This window comes from Nonomuraea sp. NPDC054003 (assembly GCF_055585125.1).
The window spans coordinates 77,996-96,148 of the sequence record NZ_JBVJKR010000009.1 but is presented as its reverse complement, the minus strand read 5'-3'; the positions used below and the strand labels follow the sequence as shown (position 1 = coordinate 96,148).

17 protein-coding genes are annotated in these 18,153 nt (G+C 71.6%); 6 read left to right on the top strand and 11 right to left on the bottom strand.

Going from position 1 to position 18,153, the window contains the following annotated elements:
• Nucleotides 1–12: 12 nt before the first annotated feature.
• Complete coding sequence (locus ACZ6YG_RS24185) at nt 13–1,248, bottom strand: glycosyltransferase family 2 protein (protein ID WP_219549437.1); 1,236 nt, start codon at nt 1,246–1,248, stop codon at nt 13–15.
• A gap of 187 nt (nt 1,249–1,435) precedes the next feature.
• On the opposite strand from ACZ6YG_RS24185, the gene ACZ6YG_RS24180 reads away from it, so the two are divergent.
• Nucleotides 1,436–2,932, top strand: coding sequence for a hypothetical protein (locus ACZ6YG_RS24180; protein WP_466019282.1), 1,497 nt, complete (start codon nt 1,436–1,438; stop codon nt 2,930–2,932).
• Here ACZ6YG_RS24180 and ACZ6YG_RS24175 read toward each other — a convergent pair.
• Complete coding sequence (locus tag ACZ6YG_RS24175) at nt 2,826–4,370, bottom strand: dolichyl-phosphate-mannose--protein mannosyltransferase (RefSeq protein WP_466019281.1); 1,545 nt, start codon at nt 4,368–4,370, stop codon at nt 2,826–2,828. The two genes, ACZ6YG_RS24180 and ACZ6YG_RS24175, sit on opposite strands and share 107 nt — an antisense overlap.
• Nucleotides 4,371–4,422: 52 nt before the next feature.
• Entirely contained in the window at nt 4,423–5,271 is an 849-nt protein-coding gene (rsmI, locus tag ACZ6YG_RS24170) for a 16S rRNA (cytidine(1402)-2'-O)-methyltransferase (RefSeq protein ID WP_148029080.1), read from the bottom strand.
• An 85-nt stretch (nt 5,272–5,356) separates the two neighbouring features.
• On the opposite strand from rsmI, the gene ACZ6YG_RS24165 reads away from it, so the two are divergent.
• The 3 genes from ACZ6YG_RS24165 to ACZ6YG_RS24155 all read left to right on the top strand — a co-directional run bounded on the left by ACZ6YG_RS24165 (nt 5,357) and on the right by ACZ6YG_RS24155 (nt 9,339).
• Nucleotides 5,357–6,991: a dolichyl-phosphate-mannose--protein mannosyltransferase gene (locus ACZ6YG_RS24165; RefSeq protein ID WP_271278179.1), complete on the top strand. Its 1,635-nt coding sequence runs from the start codon at nt 5,357–5,359 to the stop codon at nt 6,989–6,991.
• Between the two features lie 113 nt (nt 6,992–7,104).
• Nucleotides 7,105–8,286 (top strand): hypothetical protein, encoded by a 1,182-nt coding sequence (locus ACZ6YG_RS24160; RefSeq protein WP_187280929.1) that lies wholly within the window; start codon nt 7,105–7,107, stop codon nt 8,284–8,286.
• Between the two features lie 246 nt (nt 8,287–8,532).
• The gene (locus ACZ6YG_RS24155; RefSeq protein ID WP_148029078.1) at nt 8,533–9,339 is read left to right on the top strand and encodes an NAD(P)H-binding protein; all 807 of its coding nucleotides are present in this window, start codon (nt 8,533–8,535) and stop codon (nt 9,337–9,339) included.
• A 28-nt stretch (nt 9,340–9,367) separates the two neighbouring features.
• On the opposite strand, the gene ACZ6YG_RS24150 is transcribed toward ACZ6YG_RS24155, so the two are convergent.
• Nucleotides 9,368–9,817: a MerR family transcriptional regulator gene (locus ACZ6YG_RS24150; protein ID WP_466019280.1), complete on the bottom strand. Its 450-nt coding sequence runs from the start codon at nt 9,815–9,817 to the stop codon at nt 9,368–9,370.
• 46 nt (nt 9,818–9,863) lie between these two features.
• On the opposite strand from ACZ6YG_RS24150, the gene ACZ6YG_RS24145 reads away from it, so the two are divergent.
• Nucleotides 9,864–10,466 (top strand): class I SAM-dependent methyltransferase, encoded by a 603-nt coding sequence (locus tag ACZ6YG_RS24145; RefSeq protein ID WP_466019279.1) that lies wholly within the window; start codon nt 9,864–9,866, stop codon nt 10,464–10,466.
• Nucleotides 10,467–10,623: 157 nt separating this feature from the next.
• Here the strand turns inward: ACZ6YG_RS24145 and ACZ6YG_RS24140 are convergent, their stop codons facing one another.
• Nucleotides 10,624–11,637, bottom strand: coding sequence for a hypothetical protein (locus ACZ6YG_RS24140; protein ID WP_148029075.1), 1,014 nt, complete (start codon nt 11,635–11,637; stop codon nt 10,624–10,626).
• Nucleotides 11,638–11,685: 48 nt separating this feature from the next.
• Entirely contained in the window at nt 11,686–12,165 is a 480-nt protein-coding gene (locus ACZ6YG_RS24135; protein ID WP_466019278.1) for a DoxX family protein, read from the bottom strand.
• Nucleotides 12,166–12,244: 79 nt separating this feature from the next.
• Here ACZ6YG_RS24135 and ACZ6YG_RS24130 point away from each other — a divergent pair, with 79 nt between their 5' ends.
• A complete protein-coding gene (locus ACZ6YG_RS24130) occupies nt 12,245–12,694 on the top strand; it encodes an NUDIX domain-containing protein (protein ID WP_466019277.1) in 450 nt (149 codons plus the stop codon).
• A gap of 6 nt (nt 12,695–12,700) precedes the next feature.
• On the opposite strand, the gene ACZ6YG_RS24125 is transcribed toward ACZ6YG_RS24130, so the two are convergent.
• From ACZ6YG_RS24125 to ACZ6YG_RS24105, 5 genes are all read right to left on the bottom strand, one after another.
• The gene (locus tag ACZ6YG_RS24125) at nt 12,701–13,537 is read right to left on the bottom strand and encodes a hypothetical protein (protein ID WP_466019276.1); all 837 of its coding nucleotides are present in this window, start codon (nt 13,535–13,537) and stop codon (nt 12,701–12,703) included.
• A gap of 268 nt (nt 13,538–13,805) precedes the next feature.
• Nucleotides 13,806–14,381, bottom strand: a complete 576-nt coding sequence (locus ACZ6YG_RS24120) for a dienelactone hydrolase family protein (protein ID WP_466019275.1) — start codon at nt 14,379–14,381, stop codon at nt 13,806–13,808.
• A gap of 53 nt (nt 14,382–14,434) precedes the next feature.
• Entirely contained in the window at nt 14,435–15,382 is a 948-nt protein-coding gene (locus ACZ6YG_RS24115) for a helix-turn-helix domain-containing protein (protein ID WP_271275725.1), read from the bottom strand.
• 66 nt (nt 15,383–15,448) lie between these two features.
• Nucleotides 15,449–16,897: an argininosuccinate synthase gene (argG, locus tag ACZ6YG_RS24110; RefSeq protein WP_271275726.1), complete on the bottom strand. Its 1,449-nt coding sequence runs from the start codon at nt 16,895–16,897 to the stop codon at nt 15,449–15,451.
• 81 nt (nt 16,898–16,978) lie between these two features.
• The gene (locus ACZ6YG_RS24105) at nt 16,979–18,085 is read right to left on the bottom strand and encodes an SMI1/KNR4 family protein (protein WP_466019274.1); all 1,107 of its coding nucleotides are present in this window, start codon (nt 18,083–18,085) and stop codon (nt 16,979–16,981) included.
• Nucleotides 18,086–18,153 lie beyond the last annotated feature (68 nt).

Genomic DNA, 18,153 nt, shown 5'->3' with positions numbered 1-18,153 from the left:
CGAACCGAACCGCTACACCTGGGGCGTGGCCGCGGCGCTCTCCTCGCGCGAGAGGGCCTCGGCCGCCTCCTCGGCGGCGCGGGCCGCCACATCGACGGAGGACTCGCGGGTGCGGCGGATGCCGAGGATGCTGACGAACAGCGACGCGAAGATCGTCTGGAAGCTCATGATGAGGGCGGTGGCCGCCGGGACCACGATGCGCAGCGACTCGCGCGGGTCGAGCGCGCCCCAGCTGCGCACCTGCCAGTGGACCAGCGACATGACCAGGCCGACGAGGCCGGCCAGCGCGAGCAGGCCGCCCACGACCAGGCCGCGCTCCAGCGTCACCATGCTGATCAGCTTGCGCACCCGCCGCGACTCGGGCAGGAACCCCTCCTCGGCCGCGTACACCTTGGTGAACAGCGCGAACAGCGCCGATTGGAAGCCGATCACCATCGCGGCCGACGCGCCGACGAGCGTGTCGACGTCGAACGCCAGCTGGCCGATCTTGACCGGCCCGAACGTCAGCGCGGTGCCGGCCACCAGGCCGATCATCATCAGCGCGATGCCGGGATAGAAGAACAGCCACTTGGGGCTGTAGAGGAGCAGGAAGCGCAGGTGGCGCCAGCCGTCGCGCCAGGAGCGCAGGTGGGGCGGGCGGGAGCGGCCGTCGGGCGAGAGCGTGGTGGGCACCTCGCGCACGTCGTAGCCGGCCAGGGTGGAGCGCACGACCATCTCGCTGGCGAACTCCATGCCACCGGTCTGGAGGCCCAGGTTGAGGATGGAGTCGCGGCGGAAGCCGCGCAGCCCGCAGTGGAAGTCGGCGATCTTCGACGGGAAGAACAGCCGCCCGACGAACGACAGCACCGGGTTGCCGAGGTAACGGTGGAGCGGGGGCATGGCGCCCGGCGCGATGCCGCCCTTGAACCGGTTGCCCATCACCAGGTCGGCGCCGTCGCGCAACTGCTCCACGAACGGCATCAGGGAGCCGAAGTCGTAGGAGTCGTCGGCGTCGCCCATGATCACGTACTTGCCGCGCGCGGCCCGGATGCCGCCCATGAGCGCGTTGCCGTAGCCCTTCGCGTCAACGTGGACCACACGCGCGCCGGCGTCGCGAGCGAGCTGCTGCGAGCCGTCGGTGCTGCCGTTGTCGGCGATCAGCACCTCGCCCTCGATGCCGTGCTCTTCCATGCACGCAAGAGCCTTGCGCACGCAGACTTCCACGGTCTCGGCCTCGTTGAGGCAGGGCATGACCACCGTCAGTTCCACGTCTCAACCCTTCAGTTACGGCTCTTCACAGCCCACCATCATGCCGTGTGCCCGGCAATGGTCGCGGCATGTCATCCAAACGACTGGCATTCTTTACAGCATGGTGAGCGTCGCGGAGGGCACTTCTGTGGACCACTCCGCCCCTGGCCGGATGGCGCGCGTGCTCTCGTTTCCGCGCCGTCATCGGGTGTTCGCAGCAGCTTTCGCCGCGGGTGCGCTGCTGCGGGTCTTCACCATGCTCGGCTACGGGCCCGCCATGTGGTTCAACGATTCGTACGAGTATGTGTCGGTAGCTCTGCACCCGAGGCCGCACCCGATCCGGCCCGACGGCTACGGGTTCTGGCTGATCCTGCTCAAGCCTTTTCACAGCTTCGCCCTGGTGACCTTTACCCAGCACCTGATGGGGCTGGCCACGGCGGTGCTGATCTACGCGCTGCTGCGCCGGAAGTTCGCGCTGCCCAAGTGGGGGGCGACGCTGGCCGCCGCGCCGGTGCTGTTCGACGCCTACCAGATCCAGCTCGAGCAGCTGATCATGTCGGACACGCAGTTCACGCTGCTGGTGGTGGCGGTGATCACGCTGGTGCTGTGGCACCGGCGGATGTCGTGGCGGATGGGCGCCGTGGTCGGCCTGCTGCTGGCGCTGACCTGGCTGACCCGCTCGATCGGCCTGCCGATCCTCGTGCTCGTGCTGGCCTACCTGCTCGTCAAGCGCACCGGGTGGAAGCCGATCGTGGCGGTCCTGACCACCTGCGCCATCCCGGTGGCGGCCTACATGGGCTGGTTCGCGTCCGCGTACGGCAAGTTCGCGATGACCAACAGCGACGGGCTCATCCTCTACATGCGCACGGCGATCTTCGCCGACTGCGAGAAGATGAGCATCGACCCCTACAAGGAGGTCGAGCTGGTCCTGCTGTGCATCAACGACCCCGTCAGCGAGCGCAAGGACTACGCGCAGTGGTATTTGTGGGGTCAGGGCAGCGGCGACGGCGAGGGCACCGGCGAGGTGCTCCACCGCTGGGGCAGCGTCAAGTTCACCGACATCACCAACGAGGCGGCCAGCGCGTTCGCGATGCGCGCGATCACCTCCCAGCCGGGCGACTACCTGCAGGTGGTGCTCCGCGACTTCCTGCGCAGCTTCCACTGGGCCCGGCCGCGCTTCCCCGACGCGGCGACCTACAACATGTACGAGTTCAAGCCGTACTACGAGCTCGACAGCACCGGAAACCCGAAGCGCCTGCCCAACTGGCCGTCCTACCAGGGCCGCACCGACACCGACGCGTTCGCCTACGAGCAGGGGCCGCCGGAGACGCGGATCGTCTCGCCCTGGGCGGAGATCATGAGCGGCTACCAGAAGGTGTTCTACCTGCGGGGCATCGTGCTGGGCGGCATCATGCTGATCGGCCTCTACGGCATCGCGGTGCGCTGGCGCAAGCTGGGCGGGCCGGTGGTCCTGCCCTGGCTGGGCGCGTTCGGGCTGCTGCTCGCGCCGGCCGCGACGGCCGAGTTCGACTACCGGTACGTGCTGCCCGCCGTGCCGCTGGCGTGCATCGCGGCGGCCATCACGCTGCGCCACGGCGTCACTTGGGTGCGGGGGTCACCCAGGAGGTCATCAGCATCCGGTCCCACCACTCCGCCCGGGTCAGGGTCTCAGCCGACAACACCGGGTGAAGCCACCAGAAGTTGATCAGCACGATCAGCGCGAAGGCCCCCACGACCGCCGCCCCGGCGGCCCTCCTCGGCGGCGGCGCGTCGGCCCTGCCGAGCAGGAGCCCGGCCATGAGCGTGACGGCCAGCACCATGAACGGCACCAGGGGGATCATGTAGAACAGGTACATGGTCCGGTTCTGCGCGATCGCGTAGGAGAACCAGGGCAGCCAGCCCGCCGCGTACGTCAGCAGCACCGCCCCGGCCCGCCAGTCACGCCCGGTGACATACCAGGCGACGCAGCCCAGCAGGGCGAGCACGGCCCCGTACCAGAGGGCGGGGGTGCCGACCCCGATCACGGCCTGCGAGCAGGCGTCGCCCCCGCACGCGGAGGGCGGCAGGCCGGTCGGGTAGTGGAACGACACGGGCCTGAAGAGCACCGGCCAGGTCCACGGCTCCGACATGTAGGGATGGTGGAGGTCCAGCCCGCTGTGGTAGCCGAGCACCTGGAAGTGATACTTCAGCCACGACCGGGCCGAGTCGACGACGAAGAAGAGCGGCCCGGACGAGGTGGCCTGGTCCCAGCCGCGCCCCCAGCCGGCGTCGGTGACGAACCAGCCGGTCCACGACAGCGCGTACGCGAACGCGGGCACGACGGCGAACGCGGCCGCCGCCGGCGGCAGGTCGTGCGAGAACGCCCCCCGGTACGGTTCGCGCAGCCCGATGGCACGCCTGGCCCCCATGTCCCACACGAAGGCGAGGACCGCGAACGCGATCAGGAAGAAGACCCCCGACCACTTGACCGCGCACGCCGCGCCCAGGCAGAGGCCGGCGGCGACCCGCCACGGCCGGAGCCCGAGCCGCGGCCCGGTGGTGGAGACCGCGGCGCTCTCCCACCAGTCGACCAGCCGCTCGCGGGCCTTGTCCCGGTCGACGACCAGGCAGGCGAAGGCGGCCAGGACCCAGAACATGAGGAAGATGTCGAGCAGCGCCGTCCGCGACAGCACGAAGTGCAGCCCGTCCAGCGCCAGCAGTAACCCCGCGAAGCAGCCCAGCAGCGTCGAGCGGGTCATCCGCCGCGCCACCCGGGCGAGCATGAGGATCGACAGCGTGCCGACCAGGGCGGCGGCGAACCGCCAGCCGAACGGGTTCATCCCGAACAGCCACTCGCCCGCGCCGATCATCCACTTGCCGAGCGGCGGGTGCGCCACGTACGAGGCGCACTGGTCGTAGTCGGCGCACCGGCGGAAGATGTCGAGATCGCCGGCGATGAGGCGCTTGTCCGCGATGGGGTTGTCGGAGTCGCCGAGCATGGCCCGCTCCGCCCCGTACCGGAGCAGGGCGTACGCGTCCTTGGCGTAGTACGTCTCGTCGAACACCACCGCGTGCGGCCGGCCGAGCCCGCTGAAGCGCAGGACGCCGCCGAAGATCGCGACGAGGACGGGCCCCACCCACCCCCAGAGCGCGCTTCCCCTCATCGGCGGGACAAGGCGGTGCCGCGAAACCCCCCAGTTCCTCACCATGGGCACACTATGGGGTGGCGGAACGCCTGTGAACCGCGTCATAGAGCTCGCGCTTGGGCACGCCCGCCGCCTTGGCCACGTCGGCGACGGCCGTCTTCCGCTGCTCCCCCGCCGCCACCCGCCTGTCGACCTCGGCCACCAGCGCGGGCAGGTCGGCCTCCTCGTCCGCGGCGGTGTGGCCGGCGACCACGACCGTGATCTCGCCCTTGACGCCCGCCTCCGCCCACGCGGCCAGCTCGCCCAGCCCGCCGCGGCGCACCTCCTCGTACGTCTTGGTCAGCTCGCGGCAGACGGCCGCGGGGCGGTCGGCGCCGAACGCGCCGGCCATCGCCTCCAGCGAGGCGGCCAGCCGGTGCGGCGCCTCGAAGAACACCATCGTGCGCTCCTCGCGCGCCAGCGCCTCCAGGCGGCGGGCCCGGTCGCCGGGCTTGCGCGGCGGGAAGCCCTCGAAGCAGAACCGGTCGCTGGGCAGCCCCGAGACGGCCAGCGCGGTGGTGACGGCGCTCGGGCCCGGCAGCGCGGTGACCGTGACGCCCGCCTCGACGGCCAGGCGGGTCAGCCGGTAGCCGGGGTCGGAGACACCCGGCATGCCCGCGTCGGTGATGACCACGACCGTGCGGCCCTCCAGGAGCGCCTCCAGCAGCTCTTCGGCGCGGGCGGCCTCGTTGGCGTCGTAGTAGGACACCACCCGGCCGGCGATCTCCACGCCCAGCTCGACGGTCAGCCTGCGCAGCCTCCTGGTGTCCTCGGCCGCCACCACGTCGGCGCCCGCCAGCGCCTCGCGCAGCCGCGGCGACACGTCGCCCGCCTGCCCTATCGGCGCCCCCGCCAGCACGAGCCTGCCCTCACCAGTCATCCGGCCATTGTGGCAGCCTCGGGGGCGGCCCGAATTGAGCCGTGTTTCTTGGGAAGCACCGGCTTGAGACCCGTACGATGTCCGAATGGCGGTGACCGATTTCCCGTACCAGACCTCCGGCGGCCCGGAGTCTGACGAGAGCAGTCCCCGCGCGCTTTCCGTGCGTGACCGGGTGATTCCGGCGATGCGCGGCAGCGTGCTGTGGGGCTGGATCGGCCCGCTGCTCGTCATGATCTTCGGGGGCATCCTCCGCTTCATCGGCCTGGGGCATCCGCACGAGGTGGTCTTCGACGAGACCTACTACGCCAAGGACGGCTTCTCGCTGATCAACTGGGGCGTCGAGCGCACCACGGTCAAGGACGCCGACAAGGCGATCCTGGCGGGCGACACCGACATCTTCCAGAAGTGCGCCGACGGCAGCCTCGACCCGTGCGCCTCCTACGTCGTCCACCCGCCGCTCGGCAAGTGGATGATCGGCGCGGGCGAGTGGCTGTTCGGGATGAACCCGTTCGGCTGGCGCTTCGCCGCCGCCGTGATCGGCACGCTGTCGATCCTCGTCCTCGCCAGGGTGGCCCGGCGGATGACCCGCTCGACGCTGCTCGGCTGCTTCGCCGGCCTGCTGCTGGCGCTCGACGGCCTGCACTTCGTGCTGTCGCGCACGGCGCTGCTCGACATCTTCCTCATGTTCTGGGTCCTGGCCGCCTTCGCCTGCCTGGTCGTCGACCGCGACAGGACGCGCGAGCGGCTGGTCGACTGGTACGAGACCTCGCCGCTGTCGCCGCAGGGCCCCTGGCTGGGGGCGCGGCCGTGGCGGATGGCGGCCGGCGTGTGCCTGGGCCTGGCGATGTCGGTCAAGTGGTCCGGGCTGTTCTTCGCGGTCGCCTTCGCCGCCATGTCGGTGATGTGGGACTTCGGCGCGCGCCGCGCCGTCGGGCTGCGCAACCCGTACGGCGGCGCGCTGTCCAAGGACGTGCCCAACGCGCTGGTGGGCTTCGCCGCCGTGCCGTTCGTGTCCTACATGGTGACCTGGGCCGGCTGGTTCTCGACCGCGACCGGCTACGGCCGCAACTGGGACCAGGCCACCTCGTCGGGCAACCCGTTCTTCTTCATCCTCGACTCGGCCCGCTCCTGGATCCAGTACCAGTGGCAGGTCTTCACCTTCCACGAGGGCCTGGAGACGTCCCACCCCTACATGTCCGAGCCGTGGACGTGGCCGCTGCTGCTGCGCCCGGTGGCCTTCCACTACGAGGGCGAGAAGACGGGCTGCGGGGCGTCCTCCTGCTCGGAGGCGGTGCTGGGGGTCGGCACGCCGGTGATCTGGTTCGGCGCGCTGGCCGCGCTGGTGGCGCTGATCGCGTGGTACGTCGCCACCCGCGACTGGCGGGCCGGGGCGGTGCTGCTGGCCTACGCGATGGGCTGGCTGCCGTGGTTCTACTTCGCGTTCTCCAGCAACCGGACGATGTTCCTGTTCTACGCGATCCCCATGGTGCCGTTCATGATCCTGGCGATCACGCTCTGTGCCGGATGGCTGATAGGCCCGGCCACGAGACTGGCCGACGGCAGCATCCCGGCCAGGCGGACGTACGGGGCGGCGGCGGTCGGCGGGTTCGCCTTGCTCGCATTGATCAACTTCTGGTGGTTGCATCCTGTACTGTCGGCCGAGCTGATCCCCTACGCGGAGTGGAAGGTCAGGATGCTCTTCGACAAACGATGGATCTAGTTCAGTCACCGTCCATTACATAGTGATTTCATAGGGTTGTCGCTGTGCTAGACCCAATACGCACGGGATTCGGTCATCGTCAGGGCTGGGGTCCATACGGCAAACTTCGAGGCATGAGTGCACCGGACGTCGCCGCGCTGCTGGCGGAGTTGGAGCGGTCCCACCCGGACCTCGCCGACGAGGCCAGGACCGCGGTCGAGTGGCTGACCGGCGGCGAGCCGCTGGAGACGGTGACGCAGCTCGATGTCTGCGAGTTCCTCTGGTACACCCTGCCCCTCAAGGTGGGGGGTGACCACGAGCGGCTGGCGCGTTCGCTCGGGCGGCTGCTGCAGCTCGGCGGCCTCGAACGGTACGCGGCGCTGTGCACCTCGCAGACCACGACGCGGATCCTGCGCGCGTACGCCCGCGACGGCGAGGACGCCGGCACCCGCGCCTACCACGAGGCGCTGGAGGAGACGGGCGTGCTCCCGCCGGACGTGCCGGAGCTGCAGTGGAGCATGATCATGGGGCCGGAGGAGCTGGGCGCCCACGTGGCCTGCTCGGCGGCCCTGGAGCTCTCCATCCTGGCGGGCGATAGCGTCGACCGGGTGGCGCTGACCCGCCGCTGGCTCACCGAGCCGCGCGCCGACCTGGGCGGCGACAGCTGGCTCCACCGGGTGCAGGGCGAGCGGCTCAACCGCTGGGTGCTGGGCCGCGGCCCGGCCAGGCGGAAGCTGGCCCAGCCCTTCGAGGTGCGGCTGCACGCGCCGGTGACCCCGCAGCCGCTCCCGGCGCTGCACCGGCTGCTGTCGCTGGCCGCGTCCGAGGGCACCCTCCCGCTCCGGCTGGCCCCGTCACCCGAGGCGCTGAGGCTGCGCGAGCTGGCCGAGCACGAGCTGGGCGCGCTGAGCCGCGAAGGCACCCGCCTGACCGTGACCGGCTTCGGACGGCAGCTGCTCTCCGCGCCGGAGCTGATGTGGGACGCGGTCACCAAGCTGCTGCTGGCCGGGGGCGACGAGTTCGAGCTGTCGGCCAGGGAGGCCGCGCTCATGCTGCTGGCCGACGGCGAGCTCCTGTCCCCCGCCCAGCTCCGCGAGCAGGTGGCGGAGGTGGTCGGCGGCGAGGGCTGGCACCCCGCGTCGGGACCGGACGACGTCGCGGCCGCGCTGGCCCGCCTCGTCGACCAACTCGCGGCGCTCGACCTCGCCTTCGCCGACCCCCTGGCGGTGCGGCTCACCCGCGGCGGCCAGTTCGCCGCCCTGGCAGCGCTACGCGCCCACGCGCTACGCCCCAGAAAGTACGTCAACGCCACCTGACCCCAGCTTCCCCCACGCCGCCGGCACCCGCCGGCGGCGCGCTCCACAAGTCGCGCCGCCGAAACCCACCGACGGCACCTGCTTGGAGGCCCGCTCCGCGAGTCCCGCCGCCGAAACCCACCGTCCGCGCCTGCCTGGAGGCCCGCTCCGCGGCATGTGTACCGACGGCGCGCTTCGCGGACTTCGGAAGGGTGTCTCCTGTCTTTGGCGGTCGCGTGGCGGCGGGTGGGCGTGTTGACTGGGGGCATGTCGACGATCCTGGTGCTGGGCGGCACCGGCAAGACGGGCCGGCGCGTCGCCGCTCGGCTCCGGGCGCGCGGTGCGGAGGTCCGCGCGGCCTCGCGTCGCGGTGAGACCCGCTTCGACTGGTACGACCACGACACGTGGGAACCGGCCCTGTCAGGCGTCTCGGCCGCCTACCTGGTCGACTCGCAGGGGCCTGACGCGGCGGGGCTGCTGGCCGCGTTCGCCGGGGCGGCGGTCGCGCGGGGGGTGCGGCGGCTGGTGCTGCTGTCGTCCCGTGACTGGCCCAAGCTCGGTGACGACCGCCTGCTGGCCTCCGAGCGGGCGGTCAAGGCGTCCGGCGGCGCGTGGACGATCCTGCGGCCGACCTGGTTCGCGCAGAACTTCAGCGAGGACCCGATGCTGCGCGACCCGGTCGACGCCGGGCTGGTCGAGCTGTCCGCCGGCCATGGGCTGGAGCCGTTCGTGCACGCCGACGACATCGCCGACGTGGCGGCCGAGGTGCTGCTGCGCGACGGCCACGCCGGGCGGACCTACGAGCTGTCAGGGCCCCGGCTGCTGTCGTTCGGCGACGCGATCGGCGAGATCGCCGCCGCGACCGGGCGGTCGATCACGTACGTGCCGGTCTCACCGGAGGAGCACGCGGCCCGGCTCGCCGCCCGCGGCTACGACGCCGACCACATCGCGCTGGTGAACCGGCTGTTCGCGTCGATCGACGCGGGCACCAACGCCCACCTCTCCGACGGCGTGCGGCAGGTCCTGGGCCGCGAGCCACGCGACTTCACCGAGTACGTCAAATCCACCTGGTGACCCAGGCATCACAGCGCCGTCCCTCCGCCTACGCGGTGGGCCGCGCGTCCGTGAGGGCGTGCTCCGCGGCGACCTGCTCCAGCGTGAGCCCGTCCAGCATCCGGTCCAGGATCCCCCGCAGGAAGTCACACTCCCGTACCGGATGCTCGGCGGGGCAGTCGATCGCGTGGCGCAGGAACTCCTGCGCCGTCCTGGCCCGCTCGATCAGCTCCTCCAGCGCCTCGATCCGCTCGCCGACGGTGGCCCGCCACTGCTCCCCCGGCGCCTCCAGCACCGCGCCGGCGGTGTCCAGCGGGATGCCCAGCCGCTGCGCGCTCTGCAGGAACACCAGCCGGCGCAGCTCGTCCCTGCCGTACACGCGCCGCCCCTGCCGGCGTCCCGCCGGCGGCACCAGCCCGCGTTCCTCGTAGTAGCGCAGCGCGGAGGCGTTCATGCCGAGCATCCGGGCCGCCTCACCGATCGGGATGAATTCGTCCATGTTCCCATTTGACTTCAAGTCAGCTTGAACCGCTTTGCTGGGGTGCATGGGAACCACGACATCCTGGGTCACCGGCCGCGAACACGACTCGTCCTTCGCCGCCCCCTCCGGCCTCAGGGGCCGCCTGGCCGGCCGCGTCATGCTCTGGACCAACCGCCAGCGGGACCTGCTGCCGCTGCTCGACATCCGGCCGGGCGAGCACGTGCTGGAGGTCGGCTACGGCCCCGGCGCCCTGCTGCGGCTGCTGAGCCGTACGGGAGCCGGACGGGTGGCGGGCGTCGACCCGTCACCCGAGATGCGCGCGCTCGCCGTCCGCAAGGCGCCCGGGACCGAGCCGGGGCTGGGCACCGCCGACCGCACCCACCAGCAGGACGCCGCGTTCGACTGCGTCGTCTCGGTCAACAACGTGGCCATCTGGCCGGAGCTGGAGCCGGGACTGCGCGAGCTGCACCGGGTGACGAAGCCGGGCGGCCGCCTGGTGATCGCCTGGCACGGCGGCGACGCCCCGTCGCGGCTCGCCCGGGGGTTGCGCCTGCCGGACAAGGTGCTGGCCACGCTGGAGGCGGCCCTGCGCGAGCGCTTCGACGACGTCACACGGCACGAACTGCCCAGCCTGACGGCCTTCGTCGCCAGGCGGGCTCCCGCGTAACCCTCCAGCGGCGGGCCACGCCGGCAGAAGGCCGTGACGCGGGTCGTGGGCGACCAGGACCGGCCTGGTCAGCGGACGGTCCCGAGGCTGCCAGCCCACCGAGCCAGAACAGCGGGACCCACCCATAATCGCGATCTTCTCGGCATGCCCCCAGAACCTACCGGCGCGGGACCGTCCCCGCCGGGCTTCTCAGCCGCGCCAGGCGCAGGACCGCCCACAGCAGCACCGCCAGAACGCCCACCAGCAGGTACTCGATGGCGGGGATGCGGACCACCTCGGTCACCTCGCCGATGCCGCGCACCGCGTACACCGCCACCACCGCCCCGGCGTAGCAGGCGGCCAGGATCCAGCGGGTCGTGGCGCCGAGGCCGAGGCCGTGCATCTGGGTGAGGACGAACACGCCCAGGAAGCCGAAGAGGAACATCGGCCACGCCCCGTCGGGGCCGGTGTTCATGAAGGCCACCAGCGTGCCGTGCGCGGCGACCAGGAGCTCCAGGGTGAGGGTCCACCAGCGGTTGGTGTGCGCGCGGGTGAGGAAGAGGCTGCCCTGCAAGAGGATCAGGAACATGTAGAAGAACCCGATAAGGTGGCCGCTCGTCGTCTCCATCGGGTGATACCAGAACGTGTAGACGGCGGCCCAGCTGAACAGATAGCCGTGGTACCGGCGGGCGAAGGACGTGACCTCCGCCGAGATGGGCGCCGGGCGGCCGGCGAACAGGCCGCGGCGGCGGTTCTCCATGAGCAGCACCACGATCAGCAGGAGCACCACCGAGGCCTGCGAGCTGAAGATGGACACGTCCTGCGCCAGCCCGTCGTAGAACACCTGGGTCTGCGCCTGGTGCAGCAGGATGAACCCGAAGTTGACCGCCAGGGCCACGACGTTCACCCGGTGCAGGCCGCCGGTGTAGCGGCGGACCCGGGTCTGCGCGTAGTAGATCAGGCCCCAGAACGCGACCTGGTGGGCGGCGTAGCCGAGCCAGGCCGACAGCCGTGTCCACACGGTGGGCTCGGGCAGCTTCCAGTAGTACCAGGACGCCCCCTGGTCGGGGAGTAACGCGATGCCGGCCAGCCGCTGCCCGGCCAGCCAGACGAGCCCGGTGAGCGCGGCGCTGGCGACGACGCCCCAGGCCAGCGCGGTGTTCGCGCCCGTCGTCCGTGCTCCCGCGGTCACAGTCCCAACGCCTCCGGCTCGAATCGGTGAACGCCCGCCTCGCGGGGCTCATACACGCACATGATCTCCAGCACGCTCCACCGTACGCGTCCCGAGAGCGGCCCACCGCGCGACCGCGATGTACAGGGCCTGCTCGGGCACCCGAAGCCACAGCGGCGTGACGTCCTGCCCGGCCAGCGCCGCGTACACGTTGGCGGGCAGGAGCAGCACGAACATCACCGCCAGCCACAGCCCGGCGGCCCGCCGGGTGCGGCTCAGCACCAGCCCGGCCGCGCCGAGGATCTCCAGCACGCCGGTCGCGTACACCATGAAGGCGGGGAACGGCACGAACGGCGGCACCATCGCCACGAGGTCGGCGTGGGTCGTGGTGAAGCCGCTGCCCTCGGGGGCGAAGTGGGCGCTGCCCGTGATGACGAGGAACAGCGCGAGCCCGTGCGCCGCGCTGACCCGCCAGGTCGCGAACCGCCGCACCCCGAACGCGCCCAGCAGCCGGAACACCAGGGTGGCGATCACCAGAACGAGTGACATCTCGAATCCTTTCGATAGCAGCACTATCCAGTTGTTAGATAGTGACACTATCCAGTACGTGCCGTCAAGATGCCGTCCCATGACCATGACCGCCAACGGCCGCCCGGCCTTCGTCGTCAACGTCGAGGTGTTCCTGCGCCGCGACGGCCGCTGGCTGCTCATCAGGCGCGGAGACGGCGAGTCGCACGCCCCCGGCACGCTCGCCGGCGTGGGCGGCAAGGCCGAGCCGGACGGCGCCGGTCAGCGGGTGCTGGAGGAGACCGCCCGCCGCGAGGTCGCCGAGGAGATCGGCGTCGACCTGACCGGCGTTCCCCTCACCTACGCCTCCAGCGGGTTCTTCGTCACCGACGACGGCGACCCGGTGGTCAACGTGGTGTTCGCGGCCCCGATGCCGCCGCAGGCCGAACCGGTCGCGGCCGCGCCCGCCGAGGTGGCCGGGTTCGTCTGGCTGACGACGGCGGAGGCGGAGGCCGACCCCGCCTGCCCGCCCTGGGTGCTGAGCAGCCTGCGCGACGCCGCGACGGCCTGACGCCCCTCAGCCGGTCGGGCGGATCAGCGCCCAGCTCCGCTCGTCGCCCCAGACCGACGCCGGATCCACGTACGGGCGCAGCAGCGCGACAAGCTCGGGGTCGCCGCGCCCGCCCAGCTCGTCCTCCGCGATCCGCCTGGCCACCCCGGCCAGGAAGTCGGCGACCTGCACCCGGGGCTCGTGGAAGGAGTCGGCCAGCCGCAGCCCGGCCAGGTCCACCACCCGCTTCAGGTGCGCGACGCGCTCCTCGGTCAGGCCGTTGTGCTCGTCGTGCAGGATCGACACCGGCCGCCGGTCGCGTCCCCAGTGCACGACCGCCCGCATGATGGCCGGGATGAGCGGGTCCAGCGCCGGCATCTCGCCCGGCCGTTCCAGGAAGTCCTCCAGCGGCTGCCTGGACCGGTCGAGCAGGCGCATGATCTCCCCCACCCGCCCGCCGGCCCCGGCGAGCTCCTCGACGGTGAGGAAGAACCGCTCGGCGGGGGCCCGCCGGCGCATCACGTCGTTGAACGACTCCAGGAACGCGGTGAACCGCTCCGGGCCGAGGCTGACCGGCCCCTCACGGTAGAGGTCCGCGGCGAGCGCCCGGTCCCCGCCTGCGCCTGTGTACGCCACGTCCCCGGCGATGAGGTCGGCGATCTTCCGTACCGCGAAGTAGGCCTTGTCGGCCAGGAACACCCGCGCCCGGCCGTAGATGGGCCCCCGGGGGGCGAGCAGCCAGACCAGCACCGCCCGGTGCTTGCCGCGGAGCAGGTGGTTGGCCTTGTACTCGGTGGCGGGGGAACGGATGCGGGCGCGGGTCTCGCGGACGCACTCCGCGGCGGCCTCGGCGCCCAGAAGCACGGCGGCGTGCGCGAAGACGGCGGTGTTGCCGCCGACGAGCTTCTCCCCTTCCGAGCCGGACTCGTCGCAGGCGATCTCAAGAGGCCACAGCTCAGGAACCTACGCCTGCCCTCCGCCGATCGCCAGACGTTTTCGACCGGCCCCGGTGATCGCGCCCATTCACGTACGGTTGCGGCAGCGAAGAGGACATGGTGGCGAGAGGCCTGGCCCGGCACCCCATCCTCGACGCCCGCCCGCCGTCGGTGAACAACGGCGGCGGTTGCTACGACTAGATACGGGCGAGGAAGGCCAGCACCCGCTCCATCATCAGCCTGGCCGCCGGCTCGTCGTAGGAAGGCAGGCTGCCGTCGGCGAACAGGTGGTCCTTGCCTTCGTAGAGGAACAGCTCCGCGCCCGGAGTCGACTCCACGAGGGCGCGAGCCGCCTCCACATCGCCCTCGCCGGCGAAGAACGGGTCGCCCTCCATGCCGTGGACCTGCACCGGCACGCCCTCCGGCCAGGACTCGCCGAACTCCGTGACCGGCACGCACGAATGGAACAGCAGCGCGCCCTTCGCCCCCGCCCGCGTCTGGGCCAGCTGCTGCGCCGGCAGCACCCCGAGGGAGAACCCGGCGTAGACCAGCTCGCCCGGCAGCCATGCGGCGAAGGACCCCCCGCGCTCGATGATCGTCTCGAACCCGGTCTCCTGCGCGTAACCGCCGCCCTCGTCGAGCGACTCGAAGACGCGCCCCTCGTACAGGTCGGGCACGTGCACCGTGTGGCCCGCCCGCCTGAGCTCCTCCGCGAACTCCCGCACCCCGGACGTCAGCCCCTGGGCGTGATGGAACAACAGCACCTCGGCCATGTCTCTCCCTTCGCCGCGCTCAGCATGCCCCACGCCGCCGACAGTTTCCGGAGTCAGCCGGGCGCGCGGAAGGTCCGCCGGTAGGTGTCGGGCGAGACGCCGACGGCGCGGGTGAAGTGCCTGCGCAGGGTCGCCGCCGTGCCCATCCCGGTGCGGGCCGCGATCTGCTCCACGCCGGCGTCGGTGGTCTCCAGCAGTTCCTGTGCCCGGTGCACCCGCTGGGCGTGCAGCCAGTGCAGCGGGGTGACGCCGAGGGCGCGGTGGAAGTGGCGGGCGAGGTTGCGGGTGCTCATCCCGGCGCGGCGGGCCAGGTCGCGTACGGTCAGCGGTTCGTGCAAGTGGGCCTGCGCCCACTGGAGGACGTCGGCCAGCCCGTACTGGCCGGCCTGGTCCGGCACCGGCGCGGTCACGTACTGCGCCTGCCCGCCAGCCCGGTGCGGCGGCACGACCAGGCGGCGGGCCAGCGCGTTCGCCACCGCCGCGCCGTGGTCCTTCCTGACGACGTGCAGGCACAGGTCGAGCCCCGCCCCCTTGCCCGCCGAGGTCAGGACGGTCCCTTCGTCGATGTAGAGGACGTCGGGATCGACCCGTACGCGGGGATAACGGGTGGCGAGCAGCGCGGCGTGCATCCAATGGGTGGTCGCCCGCCGCCCGTCCAGGATCCCGGCCTCGGCGAGCACGAACGCCCCGGTGCACAGCGACACGATCCGGGCCCCGCGCTCGTGGGCGGCCCGGACGGCGTCCACCGCGTCACCCGGCGGCGGCCCGATCTCCACGTCGCAGGAGGACACCACCACCGTGTCGGCGTCCACCACCGCGTCCAGGCTGTGCGGGGTGTCCACCCGCAGCCAGTCGCCCACCCGGCCCCGGCTCGGGCCGCACACGCGGAAGTCGTACCACGGGTCGGCCAGGTCGGACCGGTCGATCCCGAACACCTCGACGGCCGCGGCGGCCTCGAACAGCATGGCGCCGTCGTACAGGGCGAGCGCCACGGAGTGCATGTCCGGAATTGTACGCATACCGCCATTACGGCCGGGCCGGCCCGCGGGGCACGGCCCGGTTCGCGGTCAGTCGGTGCCGAACTCCATCGCGGCGCGGTCGAGCAGCTCGTCGTCGTCCGCGACGTCGCCGCGTGAGGCGATGGCCTCGGCGCCGCCCTCCGGCATGTCGCCGATGAGCTCGGTCGGGGCCGCCGGCGGGGCCTCGATGAGCGCGGAGTGGCTGGTGCCGACCATGCCCATGCTGGCGTACTGCTCCAGCTTGGTGCGCGAGTCGGCGATGTCCAGGTTGCGCATGGTGAGCTGGCCGATCCGGTCGACCGGGCCGAACGCCGAGTCCTCCGTACGCTCCATCGACAGCTTGTCCGGGTGGTAGCTGAAGGCCGGGCCCGAGGTGTCGAGGATCGAGTAGTCCTCGCCGCGCCGCAGCCGCAGCGTGACCTCGCCGGTGATCGCCGTGCCGACCCAGCGCTGCAGCGACTCGCGGAGCATCAGCGCCTGCGGGTCGAGCCAGCGGCCCTCGTACATCAGCCGGCCGAGCCGCCGTCCCTCGTTGTGGTAGTACGCCAGCGTGTCCTCGTTGTGAATCGCGTTGACCAGCCGCTCGTACGCGGCGTGCAGCAACGCCATGCCGGGCGCTTCGTAGATGCCACGGCTCTTGGCCTCGATGATCCGGTTCTCGATCTGGTCGGACATGCCCAGGCCGTGCCGTCCGCCGATGGCGTTGGCCTCCATCACCAGGTCGACCGGGGTGGCGAACTCCTTGCCGTTGATCGACACCGGGCGGCCCTGCTCGAAGGCGATGGTCACGTCCTCGGCCGGGATCTCCACCCCGTGGTCCCAGAACCGCACGCCCATGATCGGCTCGACGGTCTCGATGCCGGCGTCGAGGTGCTCCAGCGTCTTGGCCTCGTGGGTAGCGCCCCAGATGTTGGCGTCCGTGGAGTACGCCTTCTCGGTGCTGTCACGGTAGGGCAGGTCGTGGGCGAGCAGCCACTCCGACATCTCCTTGCGGCCGCCGAGCTCGGTCACGAAGTCCGCGTCGAGCCAGGGCTTGTAGACCCGCAGGTGCGGATTGGCGAGCAAACCGTAGCGGTAGAACCGCTCGATGTCGTTGCCCTTGAACGTCGATCCGTCGCCCCAGATCTGCACGTCGTCCTCGAGCATCGCCCGCACCAGGAGGGTCCCCGTGACGGCGCGGCCGAGCGGCGTGGTGTTGAAGTAGGCCCGCCCGCCGGAGCGGATGTGGAACGCGCCGCAGGCGAGCGCGGCCAGCCCCTCTTCCACCAGCACCGCGCGGCAGTCGACCAGCCGGGCGACCTCGGCGCCGTACGCCACCGCACGGCCGGGCACCGAGGCGATGTCGGGCTCGTCGTACTGGCCGATGTCGGCCGTGTAGGCGCAGGGGACAGCGCCCTTGTCGCGCATCCACGCGACGGCGACGGAGGTGTCGAGACCACCCGAGAAGGCGATGCCGACACGCTCGCCGATGGGCAGAGAGGTGAGAACCTTGGACATAAGAGAAGAGTATGCATTGTGGCGTATGGTTATGCAAAGCCCCCCTCCTGAAGAGCCCCTTCATCCGCCTCGGGCAGCGGCTTACAGGACCTTCCATTCGAGTTCGCCGTCGACCACCTCGGGCTTCCACCAGCCGATGGAACCGCCGCTCTCCAGGGCGTCGGCGGTGGTTCTCAGCAGGGCGTGGTACGAGCGGATCCGGGTCCCGCCCGGCTCGAAGCTCATGGCGCCCTCGTGGTCGGTGTAGCCGATGTCACGCCGCGCCGAGTCGACCACCAGGTGGTCGCCCGAGCCGCTGGCGCCGACGGGGATCATCCGCCCGTCCCACCAGTCGTCGCGCGGCCCGGCCCGGTCCACGCTGTCGATCTCGCAGAGCATCCGCCAGGTGTCGCGGATCTCACGGACGCCCATGTTCCCGTTGCCCAGGAAGCCGAACCCCCAGGTGTCCCGGACCGGCACGACCCCGTTGTGGCGCAGCAGCGAGGCCTTCAGGTCGTCGGGGAACCGCAGGCCCATCTGCGCCTCCGCCACCGCGATGGTCCTGGCCTTCGCGGGCTTGCCCAGCGTGCGGTAGCTCCTGGGGGCGTTGGCCTTCAGCCAGGTCTCGATCCGCCGCCACTGCCGGTTCACGGCCCGGGTCACCTTCGGGTCGGGCCTCCGCACGCGCGGGGTGGCGCTCCCGGGCCCGCAGTCCGCGTCGGCCGGGTCCTCCACGTACGCCTCGCGGACCTCCGTGTACCGCGCGGCGTCCTCCGGCACCTGGGCGTACGGGGACATCACGACGGTCTCCGCGACCACGCCCGTGTCCTCCTTGGAGAAGACCGCGGACTCCATCAGGTAAGTGCCGGCGGCCAGCACGGCGAGCGCGAGCCCGGCGACGCCCCACCGGGTCAGGTTCCGCCGGGTGGGCGCGTCGAGCGGCGGTCCGGGCTCGCGCGGCTCCAGGAACTTGGCGACCGCGGGGCGGTCGAAGAAGGAGGGCCTGTGGACGTAACGCCGGAGATCCTCGGCGGTGGGCGTGCCGAGGATCGGCACGGGCGGCCACTGCGCCACGGGCGGCGGAGCCGGGGGCGGGTCCGCGACGACTGCCTTCGGGCGGCGGGAGCGGACGACCGCCACGATCACCACCGCCGCGACGGCAGCGGACAGCGCAAGCCATACCCCACGAGATGTGATCAATCGCCGCACGTCCGGCAGGGTATCCGGAATCAGCCCTGATCGTGATCGAAAGCGTTCTGTCGGGGCTGACTGCGATA